Below are 12,035 nucleotides of genomic sequence, written 5' to 3' on the forward strand. Positions count from 1 at the left end.
GTCCCGCCTCCTATTGCAGCCAGGCGGAAGGGCCGACACCGGCCTCATCGAGCGTGTGGCCGGTGCGGAAACGATCGAGTCCGTAGGCCGCGATCAGGGGATGCGGCTTGCCGGTGGCGATCGTGTGGGCGAAGCACCAGCCGGAAGCCGGCGTCGCCTTGAAGCCGCCATAGCACCAGCCGCCATTGAGATAGAGGCCGTCGATCGGCGTCGGGCAGATGATCGGGCTGGCATCGGGAGTCATGTCCATGACGCCGCCCCAGTGGCGCAGCAGACGGACGCGCGAAATGCACGGCATCAAAGCAATCGCCGCCTCCGCCACCTCGCGCACGACGCCGAGATTGCCGCGCTGGGCGTATGAATTGTAGCCGTCGAGATTGCCGCCGAAGACCAGTCCGCCCTTGTCGGACTGGCTGACGTAGAAATGGTCGGCGCCGTAAGCGACGACGTGATCTACCAGCGGCTTCAGCGGCTCGGTGACAAAGGCTTGCAGGACGTGGCTTTCGATCGGCAGGTCAAGGCCGGCCTTGGCACCGAGCACGGATGTATGACCGGCAACAGCGAGGCCGACCTTGCCGGCGCCGATCCGGCCTTTCGTCGTTTCGACGCCGACGATACTGTCGCGGTCGCGGAGGAAGCCTGTCACTTCGCAGTTCTGGATTATGTCGACGCCATGGCTGTCGGCGGCGCGCGCATAGCCCCAGGCGACGGCGTCGTGGCGCGCCGTGCCCGCCCGGCCCTGGAAGATGGCACCATGGATCGGAAAGCGGGCGGTGTCGGAAAAATCGAGATAGGGCACGAGACGGCGCACCTCGTCGCGGTCGAGGATATCGGCATCAATGCCATTCAGCCGCATGACATTGGCGCGGTGGCTGAAGCCGTCGAGCTGATCGGCCGAATGCGCCGTGACGAGCTGGCCGCGCTGCGAGAACATGACGTTGAAGTTCAGCGCGCGCGACATGCCCTCCCAGAGCTTCATCGAGAATTCGTAGAACTGGGTGTTGCCGTCGAGCAGGTAGTTGGAGCGGATGACGGTGGTGTTGCGGCCGACATTGCCGCCGCCGACATAGCCCTTTTCGAGTACGGCGACGTTACGGATGCCGTGGTTCTCGGCGAGGTAAAAGGCGGTGGCGAGGCCGTGTCCGCCGCCGCCGATGACGATCACATCATAGGACGGTTTTGGCTCCGCCGCACGCCAGGCGCGCTGCCAATTCTTCTGGCCGGCGAGCGCGTTGCGGAAAATCGAGAGTGCCGAGTAGCGCGCCATGCGTGCGGGCCTATCGAACAATCGGGCCGGCCGGCGTGCGGGTGAGCACTTCGGCGCCCGCGTCGGTCAAAAGTACCGTGTTGGAGACGAAGTCATTGCCGCGACCCGTTCCCATCAGCCATGACAGGATGTGGAAGCTCATCCCCGTTTCGATCTCGAGGTCGGAGCCGTGTCGCAAGCCGGTCACCGAATTGCCGCCGGTCCATGACGGCGGCTGGCCGGCGCCGACAAGGTAGCCGCAGTGATGGCGGCGATAGTGGGAAAGGCCGGCCTCGTCGGCGACGGCCTGCCAGGCGGCGTAAACATCACGCGCCTTGGCGCCCGGCCGCAGCGCCTCGACGACCGCGTTGAAGGCCTTGGCGGTCACCTCCGCCATTGCGGCGTCTTCATCGCTGATGTGGCCGATGCGAACGAGCCGGCCGAGCGGGGCATGGTAGCGCGAGATGCACCCGGACAGTTCGACAAAGACCGGCTCGCCCTTGCGGTAGATTCCGTCGCCCCAGGTCGTGTGCTCTTCACCCAGGCGCGCGGCCGGGCGGATGAACGGTCCGAAGCCCGGCGCATGACCGCCGGCGCGGATCATTGCCGAAACACATTGGGCGGCGACCTCCTGTTCGGAAGCGCCATCGGAGATCGCGGCGATCGCGGCACCGGCGGCGGCGTCCGTCACCTTTGCGGCACGCCGCATCAGCGCCTGTTCTTCGGCGCTCTTCACCCGCCGCATCTCGTCGATCAGACCGGAGACATCGCTCCACGTTGCATCGGCTTGCGTCTGGAGCGCCACGGCAAGTCCATGGCTAAGGCCGGCCGTCCAGTATTCGAGGCCGATCCGCTTGCCCGAGAGGCCGAGCTCCGCAAGCACCCGCGCGGCAAGGTCGGCCGCCGTTTCGCTGTCGGAGTGGCCGCGGAATTCCGCTGCCTTCACCTGCTTCTCGATCGTCACCTTCTCCATCGAGCGGGTGACCAGGACGGGGTTTCCCTGGAGTGGAACGATCAGCAGGTGAGGGGCAAAATACCCCCAGTGATCAAGCCCGGTGAGATAGAAGACGTTCTCCGGCGAGGCAAACACCGCCGCGTCGAGCTCCCGCTCGATCAGTGCAGTACGGACCTTTGCCAGGCGGCCGGCGATTTCGGCTTCGGAAAACGGATTGCGGTCCATCGGGCGTCCTCGTGCTTGTTGCCGGCTTGCTGGCGGGCATGGTCTTTTCGGCAGCCGGTTTCCCGGCCGCCATGTCAGTCGATGACGATGAGGTCGCGCGCCACGTCGCAGAGGCGTTCGCCGCCGCGTTCCGTGACGACGAACGACTCCGAGATGGCGATGCCGAAATCGTCGAGCCAGACGCCGGCCATGAAATGGAAGCACATCCCGGACTGCATCTCGGTAGTATCGCCGGGACGAAGGCTTGCGGTGCGTTCACCCCAATCGGGCGGGTATGCGAGCCCGACCGGATAGCCGACCCGGCTTTCCTTCTTCAGCCCGTTCCGTCGCAGGACTGCCTGCCAGGCGGCTTCCACCTGTTCGGCGGTGTAGCCGGGGCGCGCCTTCTCGAGGCCGGCGTCGACACCCTCGACGATTGCCTTGGCCATGTCGAGGATGGCTAGCGGCGGCTTGCCGAAATGTATGGTCCGCGTCAGCGCCGCGTGATAGCGGCGCCTCACGCCGGCAATCTCCAGAATGGCGGGGCCGCTGTCCGGCAGCGGCGCGTCGGACCACGTCAGATGCGGCGTGCTGGTGCCCTCGCCGACGGGCATCAGCGGACAGATCGCGGCATAGTCGCCGCCCGCTCCGGGCACCCCCATGATCTGCGCGTGATAGATTTCCGCAATGACATGGTTCTGAGGCACACCGGGCCGCATTTTCCCGATGGCGCGGTTCATGGCATGCGTGCAGATCGCACCCGCCTCGCGGATCAGCACCAGCTCGGCTTCGGATTTGACCAGCCGCGCCCAGTTAACGAGATCGTGGTTGTTGGCGAAATGCGCGTCGGGCAGCCCCTCGACAAGGTGGGCGTGGCAGCGCGCAGTGTAATAATGCGCGTCCATCTCGACGCCGATACGGGCCTTTCCCCAGCCGCGCGACCGGATCAGTTGGGCGAGTTCGTCATAAGGGTGTTCGACGGGCTGCTGCACCAGCCGTTCCGAGAACGGCACGATGTTTGTCTCGGGCAGGCCGGTGGTCAGGCGTGCGCTCTTGGCATCCTGCGCCCTGCCGAACCAGATCGGCCGGTCCTCCTCCAGATGGACGAGCACGCACTGCGGAACGTAGAACGACCATCCGTCATAGCCGGTCAGCCAGCACATGTTGGCTGGATCCTGACAGACGATGAGATCGAAGCCGGCTTGTTGCATGCGTGTCTTCACGCCGGCGAGGCGCTGCCCATACTCCGCTTGCGTGAATGTCCCGAAGCCCTTCGCGGTCGCCACCGAAATCCTGCCTTCCAGTACGCCGCTTGCCCTTTGATAAAATATGGGCAAGCAGGCCCAAATTGTGCACAACTCGACGTCAATTTGTTGGCTAACTACGAATTATCGCCGAATTTCCATGGTTTCTATATCTCTGCTTGCGAAATGTCTAGGGCAGTTGTATACGTCTGATCAAGCAGGCGCCGACCTCGAAGAAGGCCGCGCCCTGGGAACCATCCACAGTTGTCCAATGGGAGAAAAGCATGTTCAATTCATCGATATCGCGCCGCATGGTCGTGAAAGCGGCTGCCTGCATCGCGCTCGCCGCGACGTCATTGACCTCGCTGTCCGCTCACGCGGAAACCACCCTCGAACGGGCCAAGAAGGACGGCTACATCCGCGTCGGTTTCGCCAACGAGGCGCCGTTCGGTTACGCCACGCCAGACGGCAAGCTGACCGGCGAGGCGCCGGAAGTCGCCAAGGCGGTGCTCGCCAAGATGGGCATACCGCAGGTCGACGGTGTTTTGACCGAATTCGGCTCGCTCATTCCAGGTCTCAAGGCCGGCCGCTTCGATATCATCGCCGCCGGCATGTTCATCACCCCGAAGCGCTGCGCCGAGATCAACTACTCCGAGCCGTCCTACGGCATCGGCGAGGCTATGCTGGTGGCAAAAGGCAATCCGAAAGGCATCAAGGATTTTTCCAGCATCAAGGACAATCCGGATCTCAAGCTTGCCGTGATGGCCGGCGCCGTCGAAGGCGGCTTCGCCAAGGAAGCGGGCGTTGCCGATGGGCAGATCGTCTCCTTGCCCGACCAGTCCAGCCTGGTCGCCGCCGTCCAGTCGGGCCGCGCCGATGCTGCCGCGCTTACCGCCCTTTCGATCGCCGACATGGCCAAGAAGGCCGACGGTGTCGAATCGACCAAGCCCTTCGGCGAGGTCGCCGGCAAGTCGGTGAAAGGCCATGGCGGCTTCGGCTTCCGCAAGGAAGACACCGACCTGCAGCAGGCTTTCAACGCCGAGCTGAAGAAGTTCATCGGTTCGCCGGAGCATATCGCGCTGGTCGAGCCACTCGGCTTCGGCAAGGATTATCTGCCCAACAAGACCACCGCAGAGCTCTGCGCTGGCAAATAGGTTCCCAACTGCTGGCGGCGCGAAAGCGCCGCCCTTTTTTCCCGGGGGAATCGCATGGGAATCCGTACGCTCATTGCCATGCTGGTCATCGCGCTGGTCGTGATCGGCGCGTTGGCAACGCAGGACAGCTATAGAGTGTTCATGCCGGGCCTGCTGCAAGGCGCGGTCCTGACGGTCGAGATCGCCGTCCTCGGCAGCCTGCTGGCAATTATCATGGGCGTGCTTGCAGCACTTGCAAGGATGTACGGCCCGACGCCGCTCAGATGGCTGGCCACGGTTTACGTCGAGATCTTCCGCGGAACGTCGGCGCTGGTGCAATTGTTCTGGCTGTTTTTCGTGCTCCCGCAATTCGGCGTCACGATCAACGCATTCGTTGTGGCGGTGCTGGCGCTCGGCCTCAATGTCGGCGCTTACGGATCGGAGTGCGTGCGCGGCGCGATCCAGTCCGTCGCCCGCGGCCAGTGGGAAGCGTGTACTGCATTGAACATGAGCCGCCCGCAGATGCTGCGCCGGATCATCCTGCCGCAGGCCTTTGTCGCGATGATCCCGCCCTGGGGCAATCTGTTCATCGAGCTTCTGAAATCGACGGCGCTGGTCTCGCTGATCACGCTTTCGGATCTCGCCTTCAAGGCGCAGCAAATGAACCAGAACACGTTCAAGACCATTCCGATCTTCACCCTCGTTCTTTTGATGTACCTGGCAATGTCGCTGGTTGTGACCATCGGCATGCGGCTTCTTGAAAGGCGAGCGTCGCTCGGACTGGCGCGGGGGAAGGCGGCATGATCTGGGATTGGGGATTTGCCCTGGAAATCCTGCCGGTGCTTGCCCGCGCCGCCGTCATTTCCATCGAAGCGACGCTGATCGGCTTTGCGCTTGCCGCCTCGCTCGGCCTGGTGCTGGCCGTTGTCCGCATCGCCGTGCCATGGACCAGCTGGACGATTTCGGTGCTGGTCGAGCTGATCCGCTCGACCCCGCTGCTCATCCAGATATTCTTTCTCTATTTCGTCTTTCCGAAATTCGGTGTCGTGCTCGACGCTTTCACCGCCGGGGTGCTGGCCATCGGCATCCACTACGCCGCCTATTGCTCCGAGGTCTATCGCGCCGGTTTCGACAACATCCATCGCGGCCAGTGGGAAGCTTCGATCGCGCTCAATCTCTCGTCCTGGACGACGTTCCGCGACATCATCATTCCGCAGGCGATCCCGCCGATCGTTCCGGCGCTCGGCAATTATCTGGTGGCCTTGTTCAAGGAAACGCCGTTGCTTTCCGCAATCGCCGTGATGGAACTGATGCAGACCGCCAAGATCATCGGCTCCGAAACGTTCCGCTACACCGAGCCGATCACGCTGGTCGGCCTGTTTTTCCTTGCCATGAGCCTGGTTTCGGCGGCGCTCATCCGCTCTCTCGAAGGGCTGCTCAACCGGAGGACCACCCGATGACTGAACAACCGATGGTCCGCTTCGACAATGTATCGAAACGCTACGGCACGTTAACCGTTCTCGACGGGCTCAATCTCGAAATAGCGCGCGGCGAAAAAGTCTCCGTCATCGGTCCGTCGGGTTCGGGCAAGACGACGGTGCTGCGCATGCTGATGACGCTGGAGACGATCAATGACGGCGTCATCTGGGTCGAAGGCGAGCCGCTGACCCATATGGAGAGGAACGGCAAGCTTGTTCCCGCCGATCTCGCCCACATCCGCAAGATCCGCGCCAAGATCGGCATGGTGTTCCAGTCGTTCAACCTGTTTCCGCATATGACAGCGATGCAGAACTGCATCGAGGCGCCGATAACGGTGCTCGGAATGAAGCGGGCGGACGCCGAGGCAAGAGCGGCCGAACTGCTGGAGCTGGTCGGTCTGGCCCAGAAGAAGGACCACTATCCGTCACAGCTTTCTGGCGGCCAGCAGCAGCGCGTCGCCATCGCCAGGGCGCTGGCAATGCGGCCCAAGATCATGCTGTTCGACGAGGTGACGTCGGCGCTCGACCCGGAGCTTGTCGGCGAAGTGCTGCAGGTGATAAGGCAAATCGGGCGCGAGCATGATCTCACCATGCTGATGGTCACCCATCAGATGGGCTTCGCCAAGGAGTTTTCCGACCGCGTTTGTTTCTTCTATCAAGGCAAGATCTGCGAGCAGGGGCCGCCAAGCGAACTGTTTGGTGCTCCCAAGAACGAGCGGACACGGCAATTCCTGCATGCTGTCCTGGAGGCTGGGTGACGATCGAGACAGAGGCCAAGCCGCCCACGACGGTGACCGCCGCGCCGCCGCGCCCGCTCTCCGCGCGGGAGCGGTTCGAGCGCATCTACCGGATATTGCGCGACCGCATCTGCCTGCTCGATTATGCGCCGGGAAGCCACCTGTCCGAGGAAGAACTTGCCCAGGAATTCCAGATCAGCCGCACGCCGGTCCGGCGCGTGCTGGCGCGCCTTGAATCCGAGGGTCTGGTTCAATCCGTCCACGGCGTCGGCACGATCGTCACCGACGTCGACATCGAGGAATTGCAGCAGGTCTATCATTTGCGCCTGGAGCTGGCGCTCCTCGTCGGCAAGCTTTCGCCGATTCCGCGCACGGCGGACGATCTTGACCGGATACGGGCGCTCATTGCGCGCTGCGATGCCGATATACTCAATCCCGACCAGCGCGCTTTCCTGCGCCTCAACATGGATTTTTTCTACGAGCTCACGGCGATGACCGGCAACCAGCCACTGCGCGAGATCAGCGAGCGCCTGTATTTTCAGGTCGCGCGCGTCGTCCTGAAGCTGATGCCGCAATTGGGCCTCGTCGAGGAATTCACCGCATTCCGCCGCGAAATGGAAGAGGTCCTTGCCGCGGCCGAAATCGGCGACTGGGAGTCCATCGGGCACATAAGGCGGGCGCATATCTCAATGAGCTTCCGCCGCATGATGCGCCATGCAGGCGAGGCGAATCTGGATAGAGCTACATAATCAGCCCCGTAAGATTATGCTGGTGGACTGCCGTCGAACTGGCTTCGTTTGCCAGGGAAAGCAGGCCGCCCGCCCCGATGCCGATAGAATTTGCCAGCACCGGGAATGACCGGAACGGCCCGATCCTACAGGGCCATACCTGCCCTCAGAGAGCGTCCTCATTCGGTATGTTGGCGGGGTTCCAGACGACCTCCCACAGGTGTCCGTTCGGATCGCGGAAGTATCCGGCATATCCGCCAAAGAACGTGTCCCGGGCAGGCTTGATGATCTCGGCTCCGGCGCGAGCGGCCTCATCCATCACTTGATCGACTTCTTCGCGGCGCACAACGTTGTGTCCGACTGTGAACGAGGTCGAGCTGATCGGCGCCTTGGGCAGGCCAGTGTCGTAGGCGAGGTCGTCCTGCGCCCAGATCGCGAGCTTCAACCCGCCGGACAGCGTGAAGAACGCGACGGCGCCATGCTCGAACTCGCGGCCGATGATCCCTTCCGTCGGCAAGCCGAGACCGTCGCGGTAGAACGCCAGAGAACTCTCGAGGTTGGCGACAGCGATAGTCAAAACCGAAATGCGCGGTTTCATGGCGATCTCCTCTGGTTGTCGGAGACACCAGGATAAAGTCGGGCGACAGTGACGAATTGAACAAAACGGCCAATGAAGAGCGCGACGTGGTTTCACCCGTTCTGCAGCAGGTGATGAATCTGTCGCGGGGTGCTTCCCGTCAGGCGTCGGCTCTCGCGGACAAGATGCGCCTGATCGGAATAGCCCGCCTCGGCTGCCAGGATGGCCGTGGCGCTGTTTGATTGGCTCGAAAGCCGCAGAAAGCGCTGGTAGCGGAGGATACGGTCAAGCGTCTTGGGGCCATAGCCGAAGCTCTCGTCGAAGCGCCGGCGCAACGTCCTTTCGCTCATCTCGAGTGCGCGCATCAACCAAGGGACGAGCGGCGCGTCGGGTGGCGGCCCGCGCTCGATCAGGCGATATGCCGCCTGCATGGGAACGTCTGGCGCGCGGGAGGCCGCCTCCTCGGCGACGACCTGTTCGAGCGAACAGGCCAGATCCTCGAGATTGTCGCCTGCGCGCACGCGGCTGGCGAGGCGCCGGGCTCGCGCGCCCCATAAATCGTCGAGCAACAGCCTCTGGCCGACAAGCTCGATTTGTGGCACGCCGAGCCATGCCGCCGCCGTGGCAGGATGAAAGCGCAAGCCGATCACGATCTCGCCTGCCGCCAGGACCTCGGTCTGCGGCTCCTTGTCGGGGCCGGCAATTCGGAAGCTGCCTCCGATCCATTGCAGGTCGATCGTTGCATCGGGCATGACGACGATTGGCGGTGCGCCCGCCGGGTCCATTCGATGCGCCCACACCGAAGCAAAGCTCCCGTGAAGCCGCGCCGACGCTGGACGTTGCTGAAATGAACCCGTTGCCTGCGCTGGGACGGGATCGCTCATCTCGCTCCTCTTCGGATTACCGGCGGTGAACCTACGACGCAGTGGCTGCGCCCGCCGTCGCTCGAGACAACAATCTGCACGACCGACAACGTCTGCCAATCGAAAACGGTTGCAAGAATCGGTTGTTTCTTCCGGCCGGAAGGAAGAGGGTAGGTGAATAATCATGTCAGATGCATCGCCTCGGCGGCGCCGTGTGAAGCCATACGTCGATGGCCGTTTTGTTCAATCCGGCAGGCGAGATGCGTGCTTATCTTTCGCCGTCGTACATCACACGAGAGGTATGCATCATGAGCAACAACAACGATCAACGGATCGACTACGTCGAATTCAACGTGAAAGACATTCAGCGGTCACGCGACTTCTACGGACAGGCCTTCGGCTGGACCTTCACTGACTACGGCACGCAATATTGCGAGTTCAACGACGGGCGCTTGTCAGGTGGCTTCGCCGCTGGCCCAGCGAGGTCCGGAGGAGGCCCGCTCGTCATTCTCTATGCCGATGATTTGCCGGCAACGGTCAAGCGGGTCGAGGAAGCGGGAGGCACGATCGTCAGGCCGATTTATGGGTTCCCCGGCGGCCGGCGCTTTCATTTCGCGGATCCGGATGGTTACGAGCTAGCGGTTTACACCGAGGACGGCAGCAAGGAATGATCGCGTTCCTCCACCACCTTGGATTGGTTTTGCTCGGCGGCGTCTTTATCTGGGCGGGCGCCGAGCATTTCCTCAGGTTCCGGGCAGTTACAGCGTCCCTGGCCGAGCGGGGCTTTCCTGCTCCCAGGCCTCTTCTCGCGGCCGGATCGGTGCTGGAGATCGCAGGCGGCTTTTGCCTAGCAGCGGGCCTTGGTGGACCCTTTCCCGCCGCGACCTTGGCCGTATTCACCATTGCGGCGTCGTTCATGGCGCTCAACTTCTGGCGCTACAGCGGCGATGAACGCGAAGCGCTTCGTACCGGCTTCACCATCAATGTCGCCGTCTTGGGCGGGTTGATTGTCGCCGCGACCACTAGCCTGTGATCATCGTTTCGAGGCGGCGGGCCACTGGACCACGACAGAGCCATTCCACGACGCTGCGCTGCTTGGGCATTTCGTTGATGGCTTCCGCAAGGCCGATCTTCCGGCGTGACCTCCTAAACGGCCAGCTTTGAACGCGGCGCTCTGTACAAAGCCTGCGTCAGGATCGCGACGATGAATCCCATCCCCTGCGATCCTCCTCTAAGGTCCGGCGCCTTGGCTGTCACGGGTCGCCTTAGGCGCTCACGAATGCCCATGGGGCAATGTGGATGAAGGCAGCGCACCTTGTAAGCATGCAAGTTCACATTTTAGCGGCGTGAGCAGGCGGCCTGTGAAAATCCATGTTCTGATGTCGTTGCCTCCTCGGCACCGTTCCTGCGACCTATTCCTCAAAGCGACCCGTGGCGTCACGATCGCGCTCGTACCGTCTGGTGAGCGGAAACGGCGGCAACCAGGACTCGCGTCGGATGATCCAGCTTTCGTAGGTTGGCATCAGCTGGTCAGGCGCATCCAGGGACCCCAGGTTTACTTCGATTTCGTCTGCGGTGCGTCCGAAAACGGAGGAGCCGCAGCGGGGACAGAAAAACCGCCCGGCGTAGTCGCGTGTTTCGCCGTCGATCGTCACCGCATCCTCAGGAAAAATCGCGGAAGCGTGAAAAAGGGCGCCATGATGCTTGCGGCAGTCGAGACAGTGACAAAGGCCGACCCGGTATGGGCGCCCTGACGCGACAATTCGGACGTTGCCGCACAGGCAACCGCCGGTGAATCGGTCCATGCTGCGTCTCCTCCAATATCAAGCGGCCGGAATGGTTACAACGACCGGCACTGTTGTTGCAATCGCCGCGCCGCGGGCGGGGACACGTCGTTCTTCCGTGGCGATGACATTGCAGCCGCCTCTCTATGTCTTGCGCGAGCTTGCCGCCGAAAATAGGCTTTGGTTTGTCATATGGAACGAAACGGCGCGTTCCATTGAGCCGCCAACTCGGCGGCCGAGGCGATCTTGACGCCGCAGTCGGCGAGTATGCGTGCGACGGTCGCTACCAGTTCGGCGTTGGACGAGGCTATGCTGCCGTCCGGAAGGAAAAGATTGTTTTCGAAGCCGACCCGGACATGGCCGCCAAGCAACGCGGCGGCGGTCACGCACGCCGCTTCGTTGCGGCCGAAGGCGCAGACGCTCCAATGGTCGAAGCGCGGCATGTTCGCCGCGAGGAATGGCAGGAGATCGGCAGGAACGGACGCCTGTCCCGGCGTGTATCGGCCCAGCACGTAGAGAACCGGTATGCTTGCCCAGGGGATCAGTCCGCGCTGCTGCATGTCCGAAAGCCTGACGGCCTCCTCGGGCGAATAGAGGATGATCTGCGGCGCAACCCCCTCGGTGTGCAGCCAGGCCATGAAGCGCACACAGGCGAGTTCCGATCCGGCATCAGGAACGATTTCGCGAAGCGCCAGCGAGACAGCTTGCGGCTTCACATCTTGTACGACGGCCATCTGTTGGGCCGGCGAATAGATACCGAGCGCTTCGGAGGTGATCTGAATTATCAAGCGGTCGCCGGCAGCACCGCGGATGGCGGCGATCGTCTGGCGGTAGGCGTCGGGGTCGAGCAGATGATTGCCGCTTCTGTCGCGGACATGGACGTGGATCATAGCCGCACCGGCATCGGCGCATTCCGCGGCCGTCCTCGCAAGTTCGGCTGGTGTCAGTGGAATCGCCGGATGGTCGGCCTTGCTGCGACGTCCCCCATTCGGGGCGACGGCTATGGCGATGCGGTCGAGACCAGTGGCCGGCTTCATGGGGACGTTCTGTGAGCGACAAGATTCATATGAATCAATCTTTGATCAC

The 12,035-nt window shown here is 62.7% G+C and carries 14 protein-coding genes; 7 read left to right on the plus strand and 7 right to left on the minus strand.

The features are described 5' to 3' along the window. Positions 1 to 10: 10 nt before the first annotated feature. The 3 genes from NKH60_RS02100 to NKH60_RS02110 form a co-directional block, all read right to left on the minus strand. Complete coding sequence (locus tag NKH60_RS02100; RefSeq protein WP_352470570.1) at positions 11 to 1,267, minus strand: sarcosine oxidase subunit beta family protein; 1,257 nt, start codon at positions 1,265 to 1,267, stop codon at positions 11 to 13. 10 nt (positions 1,268 to 1,277) lie between these two features. Continuing rightward, on the minus strand, positions 1,278 to 2,426 hold the full coding sequence (locus NKH60_RS02105) for a M24 family metallopeptidase (protein ID WP_352612529.1): 1,149 nt from the start codon (positions 2,424 to 2,426) through the stop codon (positions 1,278 to 1,280). Between the two features lie 74 nt (positions 2,427 to 2,500). After that, positions 2,501 to 3,691, minus strand: a complete 1,191-nt coding sequence (locus tag NKH60_RS02110) for a M24 family metallopeptidase (RefSeq protein ID WP_352470568.1) — start codon at positions 3,689 to 3,691, stop codon at positions 2,501 to 2,503. Positions 3,692 to 3,933: 242 nt separating this feature from the next. Between NKH60_RS02110 and ehuB the strand changes: the two genes are divergently transcribed. The 5 genes from ehuB to NKH60_RS02135 are packed head-to-tail and all read left to right on the plus strand — an operon-like array spanning position 3,934 to position 7,746. Further along, positions 3,934 to 4,803 carry an ectoine/hydroxyectoine ABC transporter substrate-binding protein EhuB gene (ehuB, locus tag NKH60_RS02115; RefSeq protein ID WP_352470567.1) on the plus strand — a complete coding sequence of 290 codons (870 nt, stop codon included), beginning with the start codon at positions 3,934 to 3,936 and terminating at the stop codon, positions 4,801 to 4,803. A 54-nt stretch (positions 4,804 to 4,857) separates the two neighbouring features. Beyond that, the gene (ehuC, locus tag NKH60_RS02120; protein ID WP_352612531.1) at positions 4,858 to 5,586 is read left to right on the plus strand and encodes an ectoine/hydroxyectoine ABC transporter permease subunit EhuC; all 729 of its coding nucleotides are present in this window, start codon (positions 4,858 to 4,860) and stop codon (positions 5,584 to 5,586) included. Further along, positions 5,583 to 6,242: an ectoine/hydroxyectoine ABC transporter permease subunit EhuD gene (ehuD, locus tag NKH60_RS02125; protein WP_023674259.1), complete on the plus strand. Its 660-nt coding sequence runs from the start codon at positions 5,583 to 5,585 to the stop codon at positions 6,240 to 6,242. The genes ehuC and ehuD overlap by 4 nt, the downstream gene beginning before the upstream one ends. Beyond that, positions 6,239 to 7,018: an ectoine/hydroxyectoine ABC transporter ATP-binding protein EhuA gene (ehuA, locus tag NKH60_RS02130; protein WP_023717024.1), complete on the plus strand. Its 780-nt coding sequence runs from the start codon at positions 6,239 to 6,241 to the stop codon at positions 7,016 to 7,018. Before ehuD ends, ehuA begins: the two co-directional genes overlap by 4 nt. After that, a complete protein-coding gene (locus tag NKH60_RS02135; RefSeq protein ID WP_352470565.1) occupies positions 7,015 to 7,746 on the plus strand; it encodes a GntR family transcriptional regulator in 732 nt (243 codons plus the stop codon). Before ehuA ends, NKH60_RS02135 begins: the two co-directional genes overlap by 4 nt. A 145-nt stretch (positions 7,747 to 7,891) precedes the next feature. Here NKH60_RS02135 and NKH60_RS02140 read toward each other — a convergent pair whose 3' ends face one another. Together NKH60_RS02140 and NKH60_RS02145 are read right to left on the minus strand one after the other, a co-directional pair. After that, complete coding sequence (locus NKH60_RS02140) at positions 7,892 to 8,323, minus strand: VOC family protein (protein WP_352470564.1); 432 nt, start codon at positions 8,321 to 8,323, stop codon at positions 7,892 to 7,894. A gap of 92 nt (positions 8,324 to 8,415) precedes the next feature. Beyond that, a complete protein-coding gene (locus NKH60_RS02145; protein ID WP_352470563.1) occupies positions 8,416 to 9,087 on the minus strand; it encodes a helix-turn-helix domain-containing protein in 672 nt (223 codons plus the stop codon). A gap of 383 nt (positions 9,088 to 9,470) precedes the next feature. Here NKH60_RS02145 and NKH60_RS02150 point away from each other — a divergent pair, with 383 nt between their 5' ends. Continuing rightward, complete coding sequence (locus NKH60_RS02150; protein ID WP_352871182.1) at positions 9,471 to 9,836, plus strand: VOC family protein; 366 nt, start codon at positions 9,471 to 9,473, stop codon at positions 9,834 to 9,836. Beyond that, positions 9,833 to 10,198, plus strand: coding sequence for a DoxX family protein (locus NKH60_RS02155; protein ID WP_352470562.1), 366 nt, complete (start codon positions 9,833 to 9,835; stop codon positions 10,196 to 10,198). Before NKH60_RS02150 ends, NKH60_RS02155 begins: the two co-directional genes overlap by 4 nt. Before the next feature lie 379 nt (positions 10,199 to 10,577). Here the strand turns inward: NKH60_RS02155 and NKH60_RS02160 are convergent, their stop codons facing one another. Next, positions 10,578 to 10,970: a GFA family protein gene (locus NKH60_RS02160; protein ID WP_352452141.1), complete on the minus strand. Its 393-nt coding sequence runs from the start codon at positions 10,968 to 10,970 to the stop codon at positions 10,578 to 10,580. 167 nt (positions 10,971 to 11,137) lie between these two features. Continuing rightward, positions 11,138 to 11,986: a beta-keto acid cleavage family enzyme gene (locus tag NKH60_RS02165; RefSeq protein ID WP_352470561.1), complete on the minus strand. Its 849-nt coding sequence runs from the start codon at positions 11,984 to 11,986 to the stop codon at positions 11,138 to 11,140. Positions 11,987 to 12,035 lie beyond the last annotated feature (49 nt).

The sequence above is a fragment of the Mesorhizobium sp. M1006 genome (assembly GCF_040318825.1).
In the GTDB taxonomy this organism is placed as follows: Bacteria; Pseudomonadota; Alphaproteobacteria; order Rhizobiales; family Rhizobiaceae; genus Mesorhizobium.

Excerpts from the sequence above, each read along its gene's own strand:
- NKH60_RS02100 (WP_352470570.1), bottom strand. The coding sequence starts at position 1,267 with ATGGCGCGCTACTCGGCACTCTCGATTTTCCGCAACGCGCTCGCCGGC.
- NKH60_RS02105 (WP_352612529.1), bottom strand. The coding sequence starts at position 2,426 with ATGGACCGCAATCCGTTTTCCGAAGCCGAAATCGCCGGCCGCCTGGCA.
- ehuB (WP_352470567.1), top strand. The coding sequence starts at position 3,934 with ATGTTCAATTCATCGATATCGCGCCGCATGGTCGTGAAAGCGGCTGCC.
- ehuC (WP_352612531.1), top strand. The coding sequence starts at position 4,858 with ATGGGAATCCGTACGCTCATTGCCATGCTGGTCATCGCGCTGGTCGTG.
- ehuD (WP_023674259.1), top strand. The coding sequence starts at position 5,583 with ATGATCTGGGATTGGGGATTTGCCCTGGAAATCCTGCCGGTGCTTGCC.
- ehuA (WP_023717024.1), top strand. The coding sequence starts at position 6,239 with ATGACTGAACAACCGATGGTCCGCTTCGACAATGTATCGAAACGCTAC.
- NKH60_RS02140 (WP_352470564.1), bottom strand. The coding sequence starts at position 8,323 with ATGAAACCGCGCATTTCGGTTTTGACTATCGCTGTCGCCAACCTCGAG.
- NKH60_RS02145 (WP_352470563.1), bottom strand. The coding sequence starts at position 9,087 with ATGGACCCGGCGGGCGCACCGCCAATCGTCGTCATGCCCGATGCAACG.
- NKH60_RS02155 (WP_352470562.1), top strand. The coding sequence starts at position 9,833 with ATGATCGCGTTCCTCCACCACCTTGGATTGGTTTTGCTCGGCGGCGTC.
- NKH60_RS02160 (WP_352452141.1), bottom strand. The coding sequence starts at position 10,970 with ATGGACCGATTCACCGGCGGTTGCCTGTGCGGCAACGTCCGAATTGTC.
- NKH60_RS02165 (WP_352470561.1), bottom strand. The coding sequence starts at position 11,986 with ATGAAGCCGGCCACTGGTCTCGACCGCATCGCCATAGCCGTCGCCCCG.